This window comes from Spelaeicoccus albus, from assembly GCF_013409065.1.
GTDB lineage: Bacteria > Actinomycetota > Actinomycetes > Actinomycetales > Brevibacteriaceae > Spelaeicoccus > Spelaeicoccus albus.
Genome location: NZ_JACBZP010000001.1, coordinates 2,879,575 through 2,899,144, shown reverse-complemented (window position 1 = coordinate 2,899,144; position 19,570 = coordinate 2,879,575). Strand labels below are relative to the sequence as shown.

The 19,570-nt window shown below is 64.7% G+C and carries 23 protein-coding genes; 14 read left to right on the top strand and 9 right to left on the bottom strand.

Annotated features, from left to right (window positions below; translation table 11 throughout):
- Positions 1-40: 40 nt before the first annotated feature.
- Together BJY26_RS13485 and BJY26_RS13480 are read right to left on the bottom strand one after the other, a co-directional pair.
- Positions 41-799 (bottom strand): glycerophosphodiester phosphodiesterase family protein, encoded by a 759-nt coding sequence (locus BJY26_RS13485; RefSeq protein ID WP_179428750.1) that lies wholly within the window; start codon positions 797-799, stop codon positions 41-43.
- A 10-nt stretch (positions 800-809) separates the two neighbouring features.
- Positions 810-1,289 carry an Lrp/AsnC family transcriptional regulator gene (locus BJY26_RS13480; protein WP_179428749.1) on the bottom strand — a complete coding sequence of 160 codons (480 nt, stop codon included), beginning with the start codon at positions 1,287-1,289 and terminating at the stop codon, positions 810-812.
- Positions 1,290-1,395: 106 nt separating this feature from the next.
- Between BJY26_RS13480 and BJY26_RS13475 the strand changes: the two genes are divergently transcribed.
- Entirely contained in the window at positions 1,396-2,568 is a 1,173-nt protein-coding gene (locus tag BJY26_RS13475; protein ID WP_179428748.1) for a trans-sulfuration enzyme family protein, read from the top strand.
- A gap of 19 nt (positions 2,569-2,587) precedes the next feature.
- Here BJY26_RS13475 and BJY26_RS13470 read toward each other — a convergent pair whose 3' ends face one another.
- Positions 2,588-3,337 (bottom strand): lysophospholipid acyltransferase family protein, encoded by a 750-nt coding sequence (locus tag BJY26_RS13470; RefSeq protein ID WP_179428747.1) that lies wholly within the window; start codon positions 3,335-3,337, stop codon positions 2,588-2,590.
- Between the two features lie 208 nt (positions 3,338-3,545).
- Positions 3,546-4,361: a phosphatase PAP2 family protein gene (locus BJY26_RS13465; RefSeq protein ID WP_179428746.1), complete on the bottom strand. Its 816-nt coding sequence runs from the start codon at positions 4,359-4,361 to the stop codon at positions 3,546-3,548.
- Positions 4,362-4,503: 142 nt separating this feature from the next.
- Here BJY26_RS13465 and BJY26_RS13460 point away from each other — a divergent pair, with 142 nt between their 5' ends.
- The 4 genes from BJY26_RS13460 to BJY26_RS13445 are packed head-to-tail and all read left to right on the top strand — an operon-like array spanning position 4,504 to position 7,919.
- Positions 4,504-4,719, top strand: coding sequence for a hypervirulence associated TUDOR domain-containing protein (locus BJY26_RS13460; protein ID WP_179428745.1), 216 nt, complete (start codon positions 4,504-4,506; stop codon positions 4,717-4,719).
- A complete protein-coding gene (locus BJY26_RS13455) occupies positions 4,716-5,135 on the top strand; it encodes a helix-turn-helix transcriptional regulator (protein WP_237249155.1) in 420 nt (139 codons plus the stop codon). Before BJY26_RS13460 ends, BJY26_RS13455 begins: the two co-directional genes overlap by 4 nt.
- A 10-nt stretch (positions 5,136-5,145) precedes the next feature.
- A complete protein-coding gene (locus tag BJY26_RS13450) occupies positions 5,146-5,556 on the top strand; it encodes a VOC family protein (RefSeq protein WP_179428744.1) in 411 nt (136 codons plus the stop codon).
- Positions 5,553-7,919, top strand: coding sequence for an ATP-binding cassette domain-containing protein (locus BJY26_RS13445; RefSeq protein WP_179428743.1), 2,367 nt, complete (start codon positions 5,553-5,555; stop codon positions 7,917-7,919). The genes BJY26_RS13450 and BJY26_RS13445 overlap by 4 nt, the downstream gene beginning before the upstream one ends.
- Before the next feature lie 16 nt (positions 7,920-7,935).
- On the opposite strand, the gene BJY26_RS13440 is transcribed toward BJY26_RS13445, so the two are convergent.
- Both BJY26_RS13440 and BJY26_RS13435 read right to left on the bottom strand, forming a co-directional pair.
- Complete coding sequence (locus BJY26_RS13440; protein WP_179428742.1) at positions 7,936-9,006, bottom strand: YihY/virulence factor BrkB family protein; 1,071 nt, start codon at positions 9,004-9,006, stop codon at positions 7,936-7,938.
- A gap of 25 nt (positions 9,007-9,031) precedes the next feature.
- Positions 9,032-9,625, bottom strand: a complete 594-nt coding sequence (locus BJY26_RS13435; protein ID WP_179428741.1) for a TetR/AcrR family transcriptional regulator C-terminal domain-containing protein — start codon at positions 9,623-9,625, stop codon at positions 9,032-9,034.
- A gap of 80 nt (positions 9,626-9,705) precedes the next feature.
- On the opposite strand from BJY26_RS13435, the gene BJY26_RS13430 reads away from it, so the two are divergent.
- From BJY26_RS13430 to BJY26_RS13410, 5 genes are read left to right on the top strand one after another with little or no spacing between them, the layout of a single operon-like run.
- Positions 9,706-10,338, top strand: coding sequence for a biotin transporter BioY (locus tag BJY26_RS13430; RefSeq protein WP_179428740.1), 633 nt, complete (start codon positions 9,706-9,708; stop codon positions 10,336-10,338).
- Positions 10,335-11,426, top strand: coding sequence for an AMP-binding protein (locus tag BJY26_RS13425; RefSeq protein WP_237249156.1), 1,092 nt, complete (start codon positions 10,335-10,337; stop codon positions 11,424-11,426). The genes BJY26_RS13430 and BJY26_RS13425 overlap by 4 nt, the downstream gene beginning before the upstream one ends.
- Positions 11,416-12,540 (top strand): thiolase family protein, encoded by a 1,125-nt coding sequence (locus tag BJY26_RS13420; protein WP_179428738.1) that lies wholly within the window; start codon positions 11,416-11,418, stop codon positions 12,538-12,540. The genes BJY26_RS13425 and BJY26_RS13420 overlap by 11 nt, the downstream gene beginning before the upstream one ends.
- On the top strand, positions 12,537-13,229 hold the full coding sequence (locus tag BJY26_RS13415) for an energy-coupling factor ABC transporter ATP-binding protein (protein ID WP_179428737.1): 693 nt from the start codon (positions 12,537-12,539) through the stop codon (positions 13,227-13,229). Before BJY26_RS13420 ends, BJY26_RS13415 begins: the two co-directional genes overlap by 4 nt.
- Complete coding sequence (locus BJY26_RS13410; protein WP_179428736.1) at positions 13,223-13,834, top strand: energy-coupling factor transporter transmembrane component T; 612 nt, start codon at positions 13,223-13,225, stop codon at positions 13,832-13,834. Before BJY26_RS13415 ends, BJY26_RS13410 begins: the two co-directional genes overlap by 7 nt.
- A 161-nt stretch (positions 13,835-13,995) precedes the next feature.
- Here the strand turns inward: BJY26_RS13410 and BJY26_RS13405 are convergent, their stop codons facing one another.
- Entirely contained in the window at positions 13,996-14,472 is a 477-nt protein-coding gene (locus BJY26_RS13405) for a nucleotidyltransferase domain-containing protein (protein WP_342354696.1), read from the bottom strand.
- Between the two features lie 428 nt (positions 14,473-14,900).
- Here BJY26_RS13405 and BJY26_RS13400 point away from each other — a divergent pair, with 428 nt between their 5' ends.
- On the top strand, positions 14,901-15,524 hold the full coding sequence (locus BJY26_RS13400; RefSeq protein ID WP_179428734.1) for a hypothetical protein: 624 nt from the start codon (positions 14,901-14,903) through the stop codon (positions 15,522-15,524).
- On the opposite strand, the gene BJY26_RS13395 is transcribed toward BJY26_RS13400, so the two are convergent.
- Positions 15,525-15,947 carry a DUF5709 domain-containing protein gene (locus BJY26_RS13395; protein WP_179428733.1) on the bottom strand — a complete coding sequence of 141 codons (423 nt, stop codon included), beginning with the start codon at positions 15,945-15,947 and terminating at the stop codon, positions 15,525-15,527.
- 195 nt (positions 15,948-16,142) lie between these two features.
- Here BJY26_RS13395 and BJY26_RS13390 point away from each other — a divergent pair, with 195 nt between their 5' ends.
- Positions 16,143-16,604, top strand: coding sequence for a DUF3817 domain-containing protein (locus BJY26_RS13390; protein ID WP_179428732.1), 462 nt, complete (start codon positions 16,143-16,145; stop codon positions 16,602-16,604).
- Between the two features lie 83 nt (positions 16,605-16,687).
- On the opposite strand, the gene BJY26_RS13385 is transcribed toward BJY26_RS13390, so the two are convergent.
- Positions 16,688-16,960: a GlsB/YeaQ/YmgE family stress response membrane protein gene (locus BJY26_RS13385; RefSeq protein ID WP_179429969.1), complete on the bottom strand. Its 273-nt coding sequence runs from the start codon at positions 16,958-16,960 to the stop codon at positions 16,688-16,690.
- 177 nt (positions 16,961-17,137) lie between these two features.
- Between BJY26_RS13385 and BJY26_RS13380 the strand changes: the two genes are divergently transcribed.
- Complete coding sequence (locus tag BJY26_RS13380; protein WP_179428731.1) at positions 17,138-18,856, top strand: HNH endonuclease signature motif containing protein; 1,719 nt, start codon at positions 17,138-17,140, stop codon at positions 18,854-18,856.
- Between the two features lie 37 nt (positions 18,857-18,893).
- On the top strand, positions 18,894-19,532 hold the full coding sequence (locus BJY26_RS13375) for a DNA-3-methyladenine glycosylase (protein WP_179429968.1): 639 nt from the start codon (positions 18,894-18,896) through the stop codon (positions 19,530-19,532).
- Positions 19,533-19,570: the final 38 nt, after the last annotated feature.

Sequence of the window (19,570 nt, the reverse complement as noted above, 5' to 3'; positions counted from 1 at the left end):
TCCCGGCGTTTGTTCCGGTGCAACACGGCAGTCTATCGGTTCAGGCTCCGGTTGGCCAAAGCTCGCGGGCTGCCGCCACGTCCCGTAAAACATCGACGGCGTCCGACACGATGCCGTCGACGCCCAGGTCAATCAGCTCGTTCATGACTGCCGGGTCGTCAATTGTCCACACGTCAACGGCCAGCCCGGCGAGGTGAGCCCGCTCAACGAGCCGGCGAGTGACCACGCGGAGGCCCGAGTAGTCCAGCGGCAGCTGGAGGCGGGTCGCGCCGCCGTCCACCGCGCTCCGGCGAAGGCGGGGGAGGGTGCCCAGGACGAACAGCGCCGTCTCGCGGGTCGAGGCCGACGTGGCGACGTCCGGCATCAGACGCCGGAACAACCGCAGCCGCCGATTGTCGAACGAAGCCACGGTGACCCGGCTTGCCGCGCCGGTACGGGTCAGCACGTCCGCAACGCGGCGGGGTGCGCCGTCGTCCTTCAAATCGATGTTGAAATGGCAATCCGGCAGCTCGGTCAGAACTGCTTCAAGACGGGGGAGGGGTTCGCGCCCGGCCACCAGCACGTCGTCCAGCGCACGCGACGTCGTCTCCGACAGCAGCCCGGGCATGCCGGTCATCCGGGTCAGCTCCGCATCGTGCAGCACGTACGGGACGCCGTCGCAGCTGGTGCGGACGTCGGTCTCCAGATAGGTGTATCCGAGGTTGCGGGCATTCATGAACGCGCGCACCGTATTCTCGATGCCTAAATTGGCGTCGAGAGCGGCTCCGCCGCGATGAGCGGTCGGCCGGAACTGTCGCATCGGCATCACCCTAGCCGATCACGGCAGCCAGGCCGTCGCCGTCGACCCTGTCGAAAATCACGTTGGTCTCGGTGTGCAAAACCGCCGGATGCCCGATCAGGTATTGCAGCACGAAATCGCGCAGCCCGGCCGAGTCTTTGACGATCACGTGCAGCAGGTAATCGTCGGCACCGCCGGTGTGGAACATCGTGATGACGCCGGGCCATCCCGGGGCGGCCTGCTGAAAGCTGTGTACGTGCGAACCGTCGTGCGCACGGAGCCGGACGGCGATCATGGCTTGCAGGGCCGTCTGGAAGGTACTCACGTCGATGTCGGCCCGGAATCCGCGCAACACGCCCGCGGAGATCAACCGACGCAGCCGGACCGAGACGGTCGATTCCGCGACGCCGATCTTCTCGGCAAGTGCGCTTCCGGACATTCGGGCGTTGACGCTGAGCGCCGACAGTAACGCCCTGTCCACGCCGTCCAGGGAAATATTCTTCGCGGTCATCGCCGCTTCTCCCTCCATTTCGCAAGATCGTTCGGCAATACAGTCGTGATCAAAAGCATATCCATGACTGGTTGGGATAGACAGGCGATCTTGCTGTAATCGGTGCATGTCTACGCATGATTCACATTTGGAAACCCTTGCCGTTCATGGCGGGATGGAAGGGCTCACTGCGCAAGGATCGCATGTGCCGCCCATCGACTTCTCCACGACCAATCCGCTGCCCGGAGTCGAGACCGGCGGAATGGCCTATGAGCAGATGGCCGGCGGCGGAAGGCCCGGCTCGGACCAGTCGCACGTTTATCAGCGCCTGTGGCAGCCCGGCGTCGCGCGGTTCGAAGAGAGCCTGGCCGGACTCGAATGCACGGCCGAGTCGGTAGCATTCAGCACCGGGATGGCCGCGATGAGCGCCGTCCTGACGGCAATGGTGCAGTCGGGCAAGCGCCACGTCGTCGCGATGCGTCCCTTGTACGGCGGCACCGATCACGTGCTCGACACCGGACTGCTCGGCACCGAGGTGACGTGGGCCGACGACGAAGACGTCTCGGCAGCGATTCGGCCGGATACCGGACTCGTCGTCATCGAGACGCCGGCGAATCCGACTCTGGAGCTTGTCGACATCGCCGCCGTCTGCCGGTCTGCCGGCGATGTCCCGGTGCTCGTCGACAACACGTTCGCCACCCCGGTGCTCCAGCGGCCGGCCGAGCTCGGCGCCGCGTTGGTACTGCACAGTGCGACGAAGTACTTGGGCGGGCACGGCGACGTGATGGGCGGCGTCGTGGCGTGCGGTCCCGAGTGGGCGGTCCGGCTGCGCGGCGTCCGTGCGCTGACCGGGGCACTGTTGAATCCGTTTGCCGCGTACCTGCTGCATCGGGGACTGCGGACGCTGCCGGTTCGAGTACGCGCACAGCAGGAAACCGCGAAGTCCCTGGCGCGTTTTCTCTCCGAGCACCCGCGGGTGGCGCGTACCTTGTATCCGGGTCTGCCCGGGCAGGATCCGCGCGGACTGCTCGAATCGCAACAATCCGGCCCCGGCAGCATGATCGCCTTCGAAGTGGAGGGCGGGCATGCGCGGGCGGCGGCTTTCGCCGAAGCGTGCACTCTCATCGGGCACGCCGTGTCATTGGGCGGCGTGGACACGCTCGTCCAGGTGCCGGCGTCGATCACGCACCGGCCCGTCGCCGGCGATGCCAAGCCGGACGACGCGATCGTGCGGATGTCGGTCGGGCTCGAGCACGTGGACGATCTCAGCGACGACCTCGACAAGGCGCTGACCGCCTAGGCGCAGGCGGCGTCCGGCCCTATTCCTCGGTGGAGTCGTCGGGCGCCGTCGGATGCGTGCGGTCGGTGAATTGCCGGAACTTGTCGCGCACCTTGTCCATGAGCGGCGATTTGCCGCCGGGGGAGTTGTAGCGGCCGGCGAGTTCTTGGCCGGACATTTCGTGAATGGCGTCCATCACGCGGTCCGTCAGCTCGCGGCGCGACCGCGCCGATTTCGCGTTCACGTCGGGCTTCGGCTCGATCATCTCCCCGAACTGGACGGTGATGCGATGCAGCCGGGGGAGTTTGGCGCCTTTCGGCAGGAGTTTCGGCGTGTCCTTCAAAGCGACGGGCACAATCGGCGCTTTGCTTTGCAACGCCAGCCAGGCAACGCCGGTGCGTCCCCGGTAGAGCCTGCCGTCCAAGGACCGCGTGCCTTCCGGATACACGGCGTAGGCGCCGTCGCTTTCCAAGATGTCCAAGCCCTTGTCGAGAGCCGCCTGGGCGGCGGCGCCGGCTCCGCGCTTGACGCTCACGGCACCGATGGCCGTGAAGAACATGCGCATGCACCAGCCCTTGAATCCGGGCGTCGTGAAGTATTCGTCCTTTGCCATGAACGACACCCGGCGCGGCGCCACCAGCGTGATCACGATGCTGTCGACGAATGCCAGGTGGTTACTGGCCAGGAGGACGCGGCCCTTCTTCGGGATGTTCTTTCGGCCGATGACCTTCGGAAAGAAGATCAGACGCGCCAGCGGGCTGGCAATGCCGCGAGCCAGGGCGAACCACATAGGCCCTCTCTTTCGTCGCGGCGGCAATGCCCGATCCGGGCCATCGCCCAGAATAGTCGATCGGCACTTTCCAGGATAAATTCGGGCCGATCGAATCGCGTAATCGGCATCGCCCCGCTTCGCGTCGGCGTCACTCTTCCGCGTAGGCGTCTTGCACGTCGTACGCCCACGCCGAACACCGAGCCCCGCGAGGAAGAGCTACAACGGGTCACGGCTCGAGGTAGCGCGTGTATCGCGCGAGTCTCCTGATCTTGTCGTGCTTGGAGTACCGGACGGCGCGGATGATCTTGGTGGGCATGACGTCGTCGGCCCACTCGGTCACGCGCAGCACCAGAGCGCCGGCAATACACCCGCCGATCAGATCGGTGGCCCAGTGCCAGCCCAAGTAGAACGAGTCGACAACTGTCATCACGGTGATCAGGATGACGACGCCCACGAGCACGCGATACGCACGTCTGGTCAAGTATCCGTACCGAAGCAGAAGGTAGACCATCACGCCGTACAGCAGGACGGCTTCGGACGCGTGCCCGGACGGATAGCTGATGCCCAGCCAGGCGTTCTTGAAGATCCCGCCGTGAAAAAACGCCGGGTCGCCCAGTTCGGGGGACTGGCGGGCCATCAACACCTTGAACCAGCCGACGAATCCGACGATCAGGAACTCGGCGAGGCAGGCGACCAGGAACGGCCGCCACGACCGTCGCGCCCACGAAACGCAGACGGCGATGATGCCGAGGATCGGCACGGCGACCGCTTGCCCGGCGATCGGGTCGAGAACGTTTTCAATGAACGGCCGCCACGACGGCATGATGAATGACGACCAGTCCCGGTTCAGTGCCCTGTCGAGACCTTGCAACGGTCCGGCGGCCAGGAACGTAAACACCAATAACACGCCGGCCAGCACCGGAATGGTGGTGATGGTGCGCCATAATGTCCGTTTTCGTGAAACACGGGGTAGGCCCCCGCCGTGTTTCGCCGCAGGAGCGTCGTCGTCCATCCCTGCGGACCCCGATTCGATATTGCGCATTACGAAAATCGATATTACCGCCGCCGGGGCGGCTGACCAATTCGCACTCGCGCAATTGACGGAGCGTTTTATCGAAGATAACGGGCATCTTCGAATAAGCTGAGAATCCACACCGAAACTCACGAAACGGGGGGAGGCGCTGGTGGCTCCGCAATTCTCGGTCGGCGACCATGTGCGATGGAACTCCGAAGCCGGCACTGTTCAAGGGACCATCGTCCGCGTGCACACCGAAGACGTCGAATACAAGGGCCATATGCGCCGGTGCAGTCCTGAGGATCCGCAATACGAAATCGCCAGCGACAAAACAGACCATATCGCCATGCACAAAGGCGCCGCTTTAACGAAGATCGACTCGTGACGCTGCGTGATCTCGAATCGTTGCGGCGGGTACGCGACCGAATTGATCGCGAATACGCGCAGCCGCTCGACGTCGAGGCACTTGCTCGCGGCGCGCACATGTCGGCCGGGCATCTCAGCCGTCAATTCCGCCGGGCGTATGGCGAGTCGCCGTATTCGTACTTGATGACGAGGCGGATCGAACGCGCCATGGCGCTGCTGCGGCAAGGCGATCTGAGCGTCACGGACGTCTGCTTCACTGTCGGCTGTTCCTCGCTGGGCACCTTCAGTACGCGATTTACCGAGCTGGTCGGCGTCCCGCCGAGCATCTACCGAAAGCAAGCGACAGCGGCCACCGAGGGTATTCCTTCGTGCGTGGCGAAGCAGGTGACGAGACCGATCAGGAATCGAGAAGCGCCGGCCGGGTCCCGTCAATAGACTAAGCGGCATGGATATCACTATTGCCGCTAGTTTCCTGCCGCATCACGACCACGAGGCGTCGCTGTCTTTTTACCGAGACACCCTCGGGTTCGAAGTCCGACGCGATGTCGGATACGGCGGCATGCACTGGATCACTGTCGGGCCGTCCGGCCAGCCCGACACGTCCATCGTCTTGTACCCGCCGGAGGCCTCGCCCGGCGTCACGGACGACGAACGCCGCACGCTTGCCGAAATGATGGCCAAGGGCACGTACGGTCTCGTCCTATTGTCCACGAACGACGTCGACGCCACCTTCGACGCCGTGCAGTCGGCGGGCGCCGAAGTCGTCCAGGAACCGACGGACCAGCCATACGGCGTCCGCGATTGTGCTTTCCGTGACCCGGCCGGAAACTTGCTGCGAATCCAGGACGCCCGATGAACCCGGTCGCTGCGCTGCGGGCCGACAGCCATGACTTGATCCGCGTGCACGGCGCACGGGTGAACAACCTTCGCGGCATCGACGTCGAAATCCCCAAGCGGAGGTTGACGGTGTTCACCGGGGTCTCCGGATCGGGCAAAAGCTCGTTGGCGTTCGGAACCGTCGCTGCCGAATCGCAGCGGATGATCAACGAGACCTACAGCGCGTTCGTGCAAGGGTTCATGCCGACTCAGTCTCGCCCGGACGTCGATCTGCTCGAAGGGCTGACAACCGCCATCGTCGTCGGGCAGGACAGGATGGGGTCGAATCCGCGGTCGACAGTGGGTACGGCCACCGACGCCGATGCGCTGCTGCGCATCGTCTTCAGCCGCCTTGGTCGGCCGCATATCGGCTCACCGAACGCCTTTTCGTTCAATGTCGCATCGATCAGCGGCGCCGGAGCCGTGACCTTCGAGCGCGACGGCAAGAAGGTCAAGGAACGGCGCAGCTTCCAAGTCACCGGCGGGATGTGCCCGAACTGCGAAGGCCTGGGAAGCGTCAGTGACGTCGACCTGACCCAAATCATCGACGACGGCAAATCGCTGCGTGACGGGGCCATTACCGTGCCGGGCTACGGCTCCGGCGGGTGGAATGTGCGTCTCTACGCCGAGTCGGGGTTCGTCGACCCGGACAAACCGGTTCGCGAATTCACCCAGACCGAGCTCGATGATTTTCTGTACCACGAACCCGTCCGCATGAAGATCGCGGGCATCAACATGACCTACGACGGGCTAATTCTGCGCATTCGGCGTTCCATGCTCTCAAAGGATCGGGAATCGATGCAGCCGCATATTCGCGCCTTCGTCGATCGCGCCGTCACGTTTACGGCGTGCCCGGAGTGCGGCGGTACCCGCCTGAACGAGGGCGCGCGGTCGTCGACGGTCGCCGGAATCAACATCGCCGACGCTTGCGCCATGCAGATCACGGACCTTGCCGAATGGGTGCGGACGCTGCATGAGGAATCGGTCGCGCCGCTGCTCACCGCCTTGGCCGATCTGCTCGAGTCGTTTGTCGAGATCGGTCTGGGCTACCTGTCGCTGAACCGTGCGACCGGCACCTTGTCCGGCGGTGAATCGCAGCGCACGAAGATGGTGCGGCATCTCGGCTCCTCGCTGACCGACGTCACATACGTCTTCGACGAGCCGAGCATCGGGATGCACCCGCACGACATTCAACGGATGAACGACCTGCTCCTGCGTCTTCGGGACAAGGGCAACACGGTGCTCGTCGTCGAACATAAACCCGAAACGATCGAGATCGCCGATCACGTGATCGATCTCGGCCCCGGCGCGGGTACGGACGGCGGCACCGTGTGCTTGGAAGGATCGGTCGACGATTTGCGGGCCGGCACGACGATCACGGGCCGTCATTTGAACGATCGGACGACGTTGAAGGAATCGGTTCGCACGCCGTCCGGTGCACTGGAAATTCGCGGTGCGGACACCCACAATCTCCGGTCGGTCGACGTCGACGTTCCGCTCGGCGTGCTGTGTGTCGTCACCGGAGTCGCCGGATCGGGGAAGAGTTCGCTCATCAACGGTTCCGTGGCGGGCCGCGACGGCGTCGTGACGATCGACCAGACCGCTATCAAGGGCTCGCGTCGCAGCAATCCGGCCACGTATACGGGGCTGCTCGACCCGATCCGCAAGGCGTTTGCCAAGGCCAACGGCGTGAAGGCCGCGTTGTTCAGTTCGAACTCCGAGGGCGCCTGCCCAGGATGCAAGGGCGCGGGAGTCATTTACACCGATCTCGGCGTCATGGCCGGGGTGACGAGCATTTGCGATGAATGCGACGGCCAACGGTTCCAGGCTGCCGTACTGGACTACGAGCTGGCGGGCAGAAATATCAGCGAGGTCCTGTCCATGTCTGTCGACGAGGCACGGGATTTTTTTGGCGGGGGAGAGGCACGCATCCCGGCAGCATTGAAGATCCTCGATCGGCTGGCCGACGTCGGGCTTGGCTATCTGACTTTGGGGCAGCCGTTGACGACGCTGTCGGGAGGGGAGCGCCAACGACTGAAGCTGGCCACGCACCTGGGGGAGAAGGGCGGGGTGTACGTCCTCGACGAGCCAACCAGCGGATTACATCTTGCCGATATCGAGCAGCTGCTCGGCATGCTCGATCGCCTGGTCGATGCCGGTAAATCCGTGATCGTCATCGAACATCACCAGGCCGTGATGGCGCACGCCGATTGGATAATCGATCTCGGACCGGGAGCCGGCCACGACGGCGGCACAGTGGTGTTCGACGGCACGCCGTCGGATCTCATTGCGGCCCGCCCGACGCTGACCGGCAAATACTTGGCGGCGTACTTGGAGTCCTAGCGACCGGCTCAGCGTTTTAGTCACCGAGTTGATCATGAGCCGTCGTATCCGGCTCGGCCAACTCGCGCCGAAGCTCACGGCCGTCATCGATCATTGTGTCTTCTTGACGCGCGGCCTTTTCAATGCCTCGCGTATCCCGGGCCGGCAACTGGATACGGTCTTCGGCGACGATGCCGGCCTGCAGTTGGCGGGCGCGTTCGGTCTCCACGTTGAACTCGGCGCCGAAGAGCAGCACGATGTTCATGATCCACAGCCATAGAAGCAGCACGATCACGCCGCCGATCGCACCGTAGGTGGCGTTATAGCTTCCGAAGTTGGCGATGTAGAAGCCGAATCCAGCCGTCGCCATACCCATGACGATGATGGTGAACACGGCGCCGATACTGAACCAGCGCAGTCGTTGCTGTTTGACGTTCGGGGTGGCGTAATAGAGCACCGTGATGACAAGAACGACCAGCGCTACCAGGACGGGCCACTTGGCGACGTTCCACACCATGATGGTGAGCGAACTGAACCCGATCAGACTGCCGATCCGCTCGGCGATCGGTCCGGATACCACCAAGATCAACATCATGATGATTGCGATCGCGAGCACGCAGACAGTCACGAGCAGCATGAAGGGATAGAGCTTCCAGAACGGCCGGCCTTCGGTGGCTCGGTAAATTCTGTTCATCGCCCGGCCGAAGCCTCGCACGTACCCGGAAGCGCTCCAGACGGCGCCGGCGAGTCCGACGATGAGAGCGGCCCCGGCCCCCGGGGACGTCGCCAATTGATGCAATGGTTCTCTGAGCAGGTCCAACGCATTGTCCGGTACGCCCAGTTTCATTGCAATATGCAGCAGCGACTGCGTCGATCGTTTGCCTTGGCCGATGACGCCGAGAGTGGACACGATCGCCAGAAGAGCCGGGAAAACGGACAAGACGGCAAAAAATGTCAGTCCGGCGGCGAGGTCGGTGCAGCCGTCGCGTCTGAACTCGTAGAGCGTGCGCTTCAGGGCGTACGCCCACGTCGGTTTGGCCACCTCCACGGGCGTGGCGGGGAGCGGACCGGTCTGTTGCGCCCGGTGCGGCTCGTCGGGATATGTCATGGAATCCTTATTACTACATCGGGGGTTATCGTCGGGCGCGACTGCTGTCCAGCCCGGCCACTATCAAGTCGATGCCGAAAGTGAACTCGGCCGTCGGATCCGCGCCGCCGACGGGCAGTGCGTCGGCGAGCACGCCGACGCTGTCGTACTGCATCCGCTGCTGTTCGTACGAGACGTGCCCGAGTACGAAGTGCAACAAGGCCATCGCGGCTCGCCTCGCCGTTTCCCGATCGAAACCTCCGGCGGCGACAGCGGCCGCGAACCGATCTCGGGCCATCGTAGAGCCCAGGCCGAGCGCAAGCGTGCCGGCCACCACTTCGGCGCCGTCGCGATAGGCAAGTAGCGCATCGCGCAGCGCGACGGCTTCGGCGCGAACACTCGTTGTCCACGACGAATCGGGATCATCGGCCGCGGCTCGTGCCACTATCCGATCGGCGAGTTCGGCCAACAGATTTTGTTTATTGGCGAAGTGCCAGTACAGGGCGCTCGGCTGCACGCCGAGCGCGTTCGCCAGACGGCGCATGGTGAGGTCCGGCAGGCCGTACTCGTCGAGAATGTGCAGCGCCGTGCGTACGACGTCGTCGCGCGTATGCCCGCGGCCGCTTCCGGTTCGTGTCATACCGCTACTATAGTGAACAGCGTTCTAGTGAACACTGTTCAGGTAGGGATCACTCCACCGTCACCAGCAAAGGAATCTCGATGACAAAACCTGCCACGCCGGCCGCTCGAACGCGTTTCCGGCGGTGCGATGCCACCGATCTGGCCCGAGTATCCGTGTGCGCCGCAATTGTCGCGGTCCTGGGGCTGCCCGGGGGATTTACCGTCCTGGGCGCCGTGCCGATCACCGCGCAGACGCTTGGTGTGATGTTGGCCGGGGCAATCCTCGGACCATGGCTGGGGGCGCTGTCAATGTCGGTGTTCCTGGCGTTGGTCGCCATCGGCTTGCCGTTGATGGCCGGCGGCCGTGGGGGGATCGGCGTGTTCCTCGGGCCGTCCGCCGGCTTCGCCATCGGCTGGATCGCCGGGGCCTTCGTGATTGGCCTGATCGTACACGCCGGCGGGCGCCCGGTGCTCTGGCGAACTCTCCTTGGCGTGGTGACCGGCGGGATTGCGGTAATTTACGCCGTAGGCATCCCGGTGCAAAGCGCGCTCACACGCCTTCCGCTTGCGGAGACCGCGCTGACCAGTCTGGTGTTCGTGCCCGGCGACCTCATCAAATGCGTTCTCACCGCCGCTGTCGTGATGACCCTAGTCCGCGCATATCCGCGTGCCTTCCGTCGCACGTGGGCTGCTGCGCCGGTCGACGATCACGACCCGGAATTCGTGCCGTGATCGTCCCGTTGAGCGGCGCCCCGGACGGTCTGCTCGATCGTCTCCGCGTGGTGCGTGCGTCCGGAGACGTTCCGCTTGTCACGGATCCCCGCTGGTCCCGTACCCAACGGGATGCCGTGGTCGCCGCAGCAGTTTCCGCGGATGTGACCGAAGACATCGCCTGGGCGACCCTGACCTCCGGGAGCAGTGGTTCGCCGCGCGTCGTGCTGCGCAGTGCACGGTCGTGGGCCGAGTCGTTCGACGCTGTCGCCACACTACTGAATGCCGGGCCCACCGACTCCGTGGCACTCCCGGTTCCGCCCGTCTCCTCGCTGACGTTGTTCTCGATGGCGCACGCGCTCGCAGGCGGCCCGCACCCAATTCTCGGTACCGACCGGCAAACCGATGCGACGTGCTTGCACGGCACGCCACAGTCGCTGCGTGCCGTGCTCGACTCGGGTGCGCTCCCGCACTTGCACACTGCGTTGATCGGCGGGTCCAGGCTCGATCCGGCGCTTCGCCGGCGGGCCGAGGCGAGCGGAATCGACGTGCGGGCCTATTACGGTGCGGCCGAGCTGTCGTTTGTCGCCGTTGACGACGGAAACGGTTTGAGGCCGTTTCCGGGGGTCGAACTGAGTAGGCGAGCGGGGGAGTTGTGGGTGCGTTCGCCCTTCGTCGCAACCGGGTATGCCGGCGCGCCCGGTCCACTCCGTCGGGACGGTGCATGGGCGACGGTCGGCGATCGCGTGGAGCCCGTCAACGGCGGGATGCGCCTACTCGGACGGGCGGACGACGCCATTTTGAGCGCCTCGGCGACGATCGTGCCGGACGAGGTTGAGGCTGTGTTGCGCTCGATACCCGGCGTCCGCGATGCCATCGTGTTCGGGTTGCCGAACGGACTCGTGGGCTCGCTGGTCGCGGCTTTCGTTGAGCTGGAAGGAGACGCGTCCGAGGCCATCCGCGCCACGGTCGGCGTCCACCTGGCGCCCGCGCACCGGCCGCGGCAATGGTTCACGGGCGTGCTTCCCCGCACGGGGTCGGGCAAGCCGGCTCGAGCCGAGGCCGTCCGCTGCGTACTGGCCGGAGAGGTGACTCGGCTTGCCGTTTGACCACGACCCGGTCATCATCGCCGCCAGGCGTACACCAATCGGCATACGCGGCCGAGCGCTTGCCCGCTTGCGCGTGGAAGAACTCGCCGCCCCGGCTATCCGTGCCGCCTTGGCCGACGCCGAGATTGCAACCGGTCCGCTGCCGGCCGTGGCCGACGTCCAACTGGGCAATTGCATGGGCCCGGGCGGAAACCCCGGGCGCATTGCCGCACTTGCCTCCGGGTTGGGGGCGGAGGTCCCGGGCGGCACCGTTGACCGGCAGTGCGGTAGCGGGCTCGCCGCGGTGATCGATGCGGTCGCCGCGGCCCGCATTGATACCGACAGCGTGCGCGTAGCCGGCGGCGTCGAGAGTGCGTCCACCGCGCCGGTGCGTTCGATGAACGGACTCCCGTACAGCCGGGCGCCGTTTGCCCCGGACGGATTCGCGGACCCGGACATGGTGCGAGCGGCCGAGGATCTTGCCGGGCGTGACCGCATTTCGCGCTCGCGCCAGGACAGGCACGCCGGTCGCAGCCATGCGCGCGCACGCGCGGCAGCCGAGGCAGGTCGGTTCAACGACGAGCTGGTGCCGGTGGCCGGGCTCGACCGTGATGAAGCGATCGGTGGCGCCGAACCGCTGCTGCTGCGGCTGCCGGCGATCTTCCCGGGCGGCACTCTCACGGCGGGAACCGCCACACGGTTCGGGGACGGCGCCGCAGCGCTGGTTCTCGCCCGAGCGGGCTCAACGCCGGGACTTGCGGTACGGGCTTGCGCCACAATCGGCTGCGATCCTGCCTTTCCGGGTATCGGGGCCGCCCACGCCGTACGGACCGTTCTTCGACGCGCCGGCGTAGAGACGGCGGATGTGAGCGCGTTCGAAATCGTCGAGGCGTTCGCGGCGCAGAGTCTTGCCGTGCTCGACCGGCTTGGTCTGGCCGACGATGATCGGCGGATTTGCGCGGACGGCGGCGCACTGGCGATCGGGCATCCCTGGGGCGCCAGCGGAGCGATTGCCCTTGTGCGGCTCTTCAGCCGCCTCGTGCGTACCGGATCGCCGGCCGGGACACTCGGCGTCGCCGCCGCATCGGTCGGCGGCGGCATGGGCGTCGCCGCCGTGCTGGAGGTCGTCCGATGAGCGCGGCGGCCATCCACCTCGACTCCGTCGGGGTGCGTCTGGGGGAGGTGGACGTATTACACGACGTCTCGCTCGATCTGGACACGCGCACGGTGGCGGTCATCGGGGAGAACGGCTCCGGCAAGTCCACCTTCGCCCGACTACTCGGCGGATTGATCGCCCGGACCAGCGGCGACCTGAGTATCTTGAGATTCGACCCGGCCAAGCATGCCCGCGTGCTGCGTCGACGCATTGCCTTGGTGTTCAGCAACCCGGACGCCCAGATCGTCATGCCGACCGTCGCCGAAGATGTCGCGTTCTCGCTGCGCGCGGAGCGGCTCGGCCGGGACGAAATCACGGAGAGAGTCGACGCCGCCCTCGACCGCTTCGGGCTCGGCGCTCTGGCCGAGCGGCCCTCCCACGATTTATCGGGCGGTCAGAAGCAGCTCCTCGCACTGTGCGGCGCCTTCGTCCGCCGGCCGGACCTGGTCATCGCTGACGAACCAACCGCATATTTGGATGCACGCAACGCGCGCCGCGTGGCCGACCATCTGTTCGAAAGCGCCGGGCATCGTCTGGTGCTCGTGACTCACGATCTCGCTCTCGCCGCCCGCTGCGATTCGGCCGTCTTGTTCGGCGACGGTCGGGTGCGGGCGGTGGGCGAGACATCCCGCATTCTGGCCGAATACGAGGCGATGCTCGAATGCTGACGCTCTATCGGCCCGGAGACGGGCTGTTGCATCGCACCCCCGCGGGACCGAAGGCGCTGGTCGTGCTGGCCGCCGTCTTGGCCGTCTCGCTTTTGCCGTCCACCTGGTGGGCAGCCGCAGCGGCGACGGTCGCGGGCGTCCTGGCATACGCCGTGGCCGGGCTTCACGACGGCATGCTCGGGATGCGAGAACTCGGTTCTCAGGTATTCGGCATCCGCTGGATCATCCTGATTACCGTCACCGGTCAGCTGATTTTCCTTGGGGCCGAATCGGCGTTCGCCAACACCACACGGGTCGCGGCAGCGATCGTGCTCACCGGGCTGTTGGTACTCACCACGCGCGTCACGGCGCTGCTCGATGCCGTCGAACGCGGCCTGAAGCCGCTGGAACTGTTGCGCGTCGACCCGCAACGAGTGGCTCTCTTGCTCACGGTGACGCTGAGCACTGTTCCGGTGTTGGCACGGCTCGCTCGCGACGTACGCGAGGCCCAACGGGCACGGGGTGCGCGCGGTAATCTGCGCACCTTTGTCGTCCCGTTCCTCGTGATGGCGTTGAAGCATGCGGACGAACTCGGTGACGCGCTCACCGCCCGCGGCGTGCAATGACGGTCCGTGACGGCCGCTCGGACCGGTACGCTCACTGACCATTAAACAAGTCCGATAAGGTACATTATGTCAAGTAACGCAGTCATCGGCCGACGCCACTCTTCACCACCAGCTCAGGCGGCTCTGTCGAGCGAGCTCAATTAGCGCGTCCATACGGCAGCTCACGACACTGGCGTCCAGCGCTCCGCAACCAGGCCGAGAGACACCAAAGCCGCGCTGACCAGGTCCTGGTCGTAAAGGATCTTGCAGCCGTCGGCGACGACACGAGCGGTGCCGGGATCAACAGGCTGATCCATCCACGCGCACGTCGTGATTCCGAACTCGACCACGAGGCCGCCGGGTTGGCGGACTCGTCGCTCATGCATCGGGCCCCATTGCGCGCTTCGGACCAGGGTGCTGCGCGGCGCAACAATCGCAGATACGAAGTCGAGCGACTCCAAGTGCTTCTCGACGTCATCTGTCAGGAACACCAAATCGACATCGCTGCTCATGCGCGGTCGTCCGTACGCGTACGACCCCACCACGATCGCTGAGCGAATGTCCTGGACACCCGCAGCCCAGTCAGCAGCATTTCGTACGACTCGATTGACCAATTGTCGGCGTGCCCGAAACCGTGCGCTCACGTAAGCATTATCCATGAGGCGCCCCAATTGATCGCTTGGCTGGAACGACCTCGAATATCGCTTACGCGTCGGACAGGCGTGCGCGCGTCGCCGGCGACGAATACGCACAAACTTGATACGCAGGCCGTCCAGAAACAGTCTGCGTATTGCATCGGAGGAATCACTCACCGGTCAGTGCCTGCCGCCCTTTAACGTGCGCAAATCCGGTTTGACACGGTCGAACGCTGCCCAGCCGCTTGAGCAAAGTCCACTTTGGCGCGTTGCCACAACGACGCGGTAATTCGCCCGATACATCGCCGCTGCCGCGGGTATTGACCAATGAAGATAGTCGTACAATGATTTTAACGAGAGGCCGAGAATGTGCCTCCGATCTCCGCGAACGGTGGCGGACTTCATTGCAATCAGAGCCAAGCGCGCCGACGGCTTGATCGATGGTGTTGACCATGAATGCGTACACACGGACATGGTGGCGAGTATGGATCGTATTTGCCTGCGTGGTGGCCGGTCTCGCGTTTGCTGCGTGGACGATTCAAATCGGTGTCTTCTTCGTGCTCGGCGCCGCGGCCGGCGTCATCGTCGTGGTCCGGAGGAACCACGCACGACTCCCCCGCGGCGATCTCATTCGCCGAGCGGCACGTGTTGGCGCCCGGACCGGAATTTTTACATCTGCCGTGATCGCGTGCGGCCGGCTCGGCGGGACTCTAGTGTGGCCGGTGATCCTTGTGGCAGTACTGACATGTCCCGCGCTGACCGGCATCGTGACGAAATACACCGACAAATTACGCCCCATGCGATTGCCTGCCGTCCCGGATGCGGATCGAGCCGACGCGGCGGGGTTCGGCAAGATCTTGGCAGGGGTCGACGACGACGAACTCTGCCGCGCGTGGTTTGAAAGTTACGCGTTGCTGCAACGCCAAGCAGCCACGAACAACGGCCAGTACGTGGTGTCCTATCGGCAAGCGTGCCTGGACGAACTCGAGCGCCGACATCCCGCCGAAATGCACAAGTGGCTCGAGTCCGAGCCACCGCCCACGGCGAATCCGCGCAACTTTTTCAAAGCCGACTGATCAATCGGCGTCATCGTCGGGATTGACCACGTGCACCGCCGCTTCTTCTGCCCCTGCCGCGCCACCGTCGATCCCGACGTCCGTCGCGATGACGTCGTCGTCGGTCTCGTCGCCAATTCCACTGTTGTCCGTGAGGCGGCCGGCTCGCGTATCGCCGACCTCTCCCCCGACGGAGTCGTCGTCGGATGCCGGATCGGCCCAATCGTCGGGTTGTTCCCGTTCCACGCGTTCGTCAAGCGTTTCTCCTTCGCGCTCTTCGGACGCCGTGAATCCCTCGCGCATCGGTTCCGAGGGCTTTTCCGGCGGTGAGACGCCCTCGTCGAGAGCGTCATCGAGGCCGCGATCCACCAGCGTGTCCTCCTCCGGAAGCTGGTTCGAATCCGGCTCGGCAACGTATTCGTTGGTCTCGTTCGGTTCCGTCATCGTTCAACTCGCTCCTCAAGGACTTGTCGACTACGCGACGATTCGCTTCTGTGTCCTTGTCTCCGTGTCTACTCGGACGACGCCGGGGAGTCAACGTCCGCATGCCGATCCGTGCGGCTTCCCGCTGACGAGACGGCGTCCGGCGAATCACGATAGGCTGGGGCGGATCCGCCTGCCCACCAAACAAAGGCTGTTATGACGCCCCGCGCACTATTCCGGTCGGTCGCCTTTGCCGAGGCCGTCACCTGGACTCTTCTGATCATCGGCATGTTTTTGAAGTACGTGACGAATACCTCCGACCTGGGCGTGCGTATCGGCGGCGGAATCCATGGATTCGTCTTTCTGTGCTATATCGCCGTCACCTGCTTCCTCTGGGTGAACCAGCGCTGGTCGGTCAAGACCGGCAGTTTGACGGCGCTGACGGCCATTTTGCCCTACGTCACCATTCCGATGGAAAAGTCCCTCGACTCGCGTGACCTGCTCGGCGGCGGATGGCGTCTGGCCGCAGGCGGCGACAGCCCGCGCGGCATGGTCGAGCACGTGCAGGCCTGGGTATTGCGCCGGCCCCTTCTCGCCGTCGGCACGGCCGTCGTTGCGATCGCAGTCGTCTTCAGCGCGCTGTTGTCACTCGGTCCGCCGACCCAGTGGTTCGCTTAACGGGCGTCGCATAGCTCAAATGAGCGTGTGCCCCGCCGGACGTGCGGGCCGCCCGCTCCGGGCAGCTCGCACGTCAGCGGCCGTCACCGCGTGACGGCCTTGTGATTGCGTCCCTTGACCGCACCCCAGACGCCGGCCACGATGAGCCCGCCGATGATGGCGAAGATCCACGTGCCGATGGAAAAGAAATGATTGCTTCCCGCGCCGAAGAGGCCCGAGATCCAGCCGCCGAGAATAGCCCCGACCACGCCGAGAATAAGACTGGTGAACCAGCCGCCGCCAACCCGGCCCGGCATGATGGCCTTGACGATCGCGCCGACGATGAGTCCAAGAATGATGTAGCCGATGAACCCCATGATGGTGTCCTCCTCAATCGATGAGCCGTAGCTCATGAACAACGATACCGACCAAATGAATATTTCCGCCGATTTTCAGGCAAGTGTGTTCGATTCTTAACCCAACTTTAGCCCAAAAGAGCGCGTTGTCAGTGCTGCATGGAACGATGCAGGTAATGGATTGAGGGGGCGATTTCGGTGACGTTGCCGAACGAATCGCATGCAAACGCTGCAAACGCCGGGGCCCAACTCGGGGCCGATCAATTCGGGGCCGATCAACTCGTGGCCGGTCTGCATTCCGATGAGCTCGTTGCCCTGCTCGGCAGCACCCTGACAGCGCTTCAGCACTCGGACCTCTCCCCCATGACGGACCGCCAATTAATCGATGTGCTCGACGCCGTCGACTCCGCCCGCTCACGCGCTGCATCGGCCTATCTTCGTTTCGTTTCGCAAATAGACCGGCGCGGTGCGGCGCCCGCCGGCCGCACCGGCGTCGCCGATACGGCAAAGCTGCTCGTGACCCGGCACGGCATTTCGCCCGGCCGGGCGAAAGCCGATGTCGGCGCCGCAGCAGCGATCTACGGCCGGCCAACGGCCTCCGCACTCAGTGGAACCACGCCGTCGTTGCCCGGCCCGTTGTCGGAGCTCGGCGAACAACTGGCAGTCGGCACAATTCGCCTCGACCATGTCGATACGGCGGTCCGCACGCTGGAGAAGATTCCGACCCACTTGCTTACCGACACCGACGGAGACGGCGCGCGTCCCTTCGCCGTGAGCGTGCTTGCCAAGTTCTTCGCCCGGTCGGCCCCAACGACCCGGCCGCAAACGTTGAATCTGATGGCCCGACAGCTGTTACGCCGTCTCGACCCGGATACCGACGATCATTACGACCCGAAAGCTTACGAACGCCGTGGTTTCACACTGGGCACGGACCTGACCGGCATGACTGTCGGCACCCTGCAGCTCGACCCCGCCGCTGCGGCGGATCTTCATGCATGCCTCGACCCACTCGCCGCGCCGCGCCCGGACCAGCGTGACGAGGACGGCACCATCATCGCGCGTGACGAGCGGTCCCCGGCGCAACGCAACGCCGACGCCTTGCACGAGATGGCGCGTGCGGCAGCTGGAGCACTTGGAATCGCTCCGGCACCCGAGCTCGGGGGCCGGGCACAACCGCAGACAGCGGAATCCGTCGCACGGGGGCTGTTCGATCTTCGCTCCGGGCCCGACCCTGCCGGATGCGATCCGGCCTGCGGTAGCCGTGCCGGTAAACTCCGGCCCGGCCGACACCAAGCTCGAGTATCCGTGATCACCACTCTCGAGCAAATCTCGGCGATCAATAAGCGTCGCAACGGCTCGCTAGCGGAAGGCCGGCCCGGTTACGCCCCCGTCGACCCGACGGCCTCACATTGCGATCAACTCGGCCCGCTCGCGCCGGGAGGCACGGCTCGCATTACGTGCGACGGCGTATTCAATCGGGTAATCGTCAATGCCAAGGGGGCCATCGTCGACCTGGGCAAATCAGTACGACTGGCGTCACCCAGCCAGCGCCGAGCTCTCACGGCGCGCGACCGCGGATGCGCCTTTCCGGGTTGCGACAGGCCTCCGACCTGGTGCGATGTCCACCATGTGGTGTGGTACTCACGTGGCGGTCCGACGACTCTGGCAAACATGTGTTTGCTCTGTCCGGCGCATCATTCCCTGATACACACGGGCGCCTGGATAGCTGAAATGTTTGATGGAATTCCGTACTTTCGACGAGACCGTAACGAGTCGTCGCCGTTCGTCTATGGCACTGTCGTCTCCGCTGCCGGCTGGATAAGAAACAGCTACTTCGACAAGTTGAAGCAGGCTTCCGACGTGGCCGGCGCAATAGTGACGCATCATGACTCGTCGCAAGTTGCCGGGGCTGGATAGAGTCTTTTCGGTTCCATATGGTTCATTGGTAAGCGTGATGAGATCGGACCTGCTGACTCTACTGAGCGGTGACGTCGTCGATGTGGCCCCGACGCTTCTCGGCTGCGTGATCGGCCACCGAAACGCCGATGGTTACGTGGGAGTTCGTTTAACCGAGGTCGAAGCCTACAAAGGCGAGTTGGACCCCGGTTCGCATTCGTACCGCGGCAAAACCGCCCGGAACTCGAGCATGTTCGGCCCGGCCGGCACACTGTACGTCTACTTCACGTACGGGATGCACCATTGCGTCAATCTGGTCTGCGGCGACAGCGACAGCTCGCGCGGGGCCTTGCTGCGCGCCGGCGAGGTCGTGGACGGCGTAGACCTCGCCACGTCTCGCAGGTCCGGTCGACGGCGCTCCCCCGCGCCGTTCCGGAGCCTGGCCCGAGGGCCGGCGTGTGTCGCCCAGGCGCTTGGACTCACCCTGGCCAACGACGGTGAGTCGGTCTTCGACGACGATTGGTCCTTCGATCTTCCCCCGCAGCCTATCGACGCCGGGCGCATTCGAAGCGGGCCGCGAGTCGGGCTGCGCGGGCCCGGCGGCGACGGCGATCAGTATCCGTGGCGATTTTGGCTGGACGGTGATCCGACGGTCTCGGCGTATAAGCCCGCGGCAGCACTCAAACCCCGCCGATAGCAACGGGCGGGACGATTCTCTTCCGTTTTGGACACGGC

Excerpts from the sequence above, each read along its gene's own strand:
- BJY26_RS13440 (WP_179428742.1), bottom strand. The coding sequence starts at position 9,006 with ATGACATATCCCGACGAGCCGCACCGGGCGCAACAGACCGGTCCGCTC.
- BJY26_RS13445 (WP_179428743.1), top strand. The coding sequence starts at position 5,553 with ATGAACCCGGTCGCTGCGCTGCGGGCCGACAGCCATGACTTGATCCGC.
- BJY26_RS13465 (WP_179428746.1), bottom strand. The coding sequence starts at position 4,361 with ATGCGCAATATCGAATCGGGGTCCGCAGGGATGGACGACGACGCTCCT.
- BJY26_RS13475 (WP_179428748.1), top strand. The coding sequence starts at position 1,396 with ATGTCTACGCATGATTCACATTTGGAAACCCTTGCCGTTCATGGCGGG.
- BJY26_RS13435 (WP_179428741.1), bottom strand. The coding sequence starts at position 9,625 with ATGACACGAACCGGAAGCGGCCGCGGGCATACGCGCGACGACGTCGTA.
- BJY26_RS13415 (WP_179428737.1), top strand. The coding sequence starts at position 12,537 with ATGAGCGCGGCGGCCATCCACCTCGACTCCGTCGGGGTGCGTCTGGGG.
- BJY26_RS13470 (WP_179428747.1), bottom strand. The coding sequence starts at position 3,337 with ATGTGGTTCGCCCTGGCTCGCGGCATTGCCAGCCCGCTGGCGCGTCTG.
- BJY26_RS13405 (WP_342354696.1), bottom strand. The coding sequence starts at position 14,472 with ATGGATAATGCTTACGTGAGCGCACGGTTTCGGGCACGCCGACAATTG.
- BJY26_RS13375 (WP_179429968.1), top strand. The coding sequence starts at position 18,894 with ATGAGATCGGACCTGCTGACTCTACTGAGCGGTGACGTCGTCGATGTG.
- BJY26_RS13390 (WP_179428732.1), top strand. The coding sequence starts at position 16,143 with ATGACGCCCCGCGCACTATTCCGGTCGGTCGCCTTTGCCGAGGCCGTC.
- BJY26_RS13410 (WP_179428736.1), top strand. The coding sequence starts at position 13,223 with ATGCTGACGCTCTATCGGCCCGGAGACGGGCTGTTGCATCGCACCCCC.
- BJY26_RS13480 (WP_179428749.1), bottom strand. The coding sequence starts at position 1,289 with ATGACCGCGAAGAATATTTCCCTGGACGGCGTGGACAGGGCGTTACTG.
- BJY26_RS13400 (WP_179428734.1), top strand. The coding sequence starts at position 14,901 with ATGAATGCGTACACACGGACATGGTGGCGAGTATGGATCGTATTTGCC.
- BJY26_RS13385 (WP_179429969.1), bottom strand. The coding sequence starts at position 16,960 with ATGGGGTTCATCGGCTACATCATTCTTGGACTCATCGTCGGCGCGATC.
- BJY26_RS13395 (WP_179428733.1), bottom strand. The coding sequence starts at position 15,947 with ATGACGGAACCGAACGAGACCAACGAATACGTTGCCGAGCCGGATTCG.
- BJY26_RS13430 (WP_179428740.1), top strand. The coding sequence starts at position 9,706 with ATGACAAAACCTGCCACGCCGGCCGCTCGAACGCGTTTCCGGCGGTGC.
- BJY26_RS13450 (WP_179428744.1), top strand. The coding sequence starts at position 5,146 with ATGGATATCACTATTGCCGCTAGTTTCCTGCCGCATCACGACCACGAG.
- BJY26_RS13485 (WP_179428750.1), bottom strand. The coding sequence starts at position 799 with ATGCGACAGTTCCGGCCGACCGCTCATCGCGGCGGAGCCGCTCTCGAC.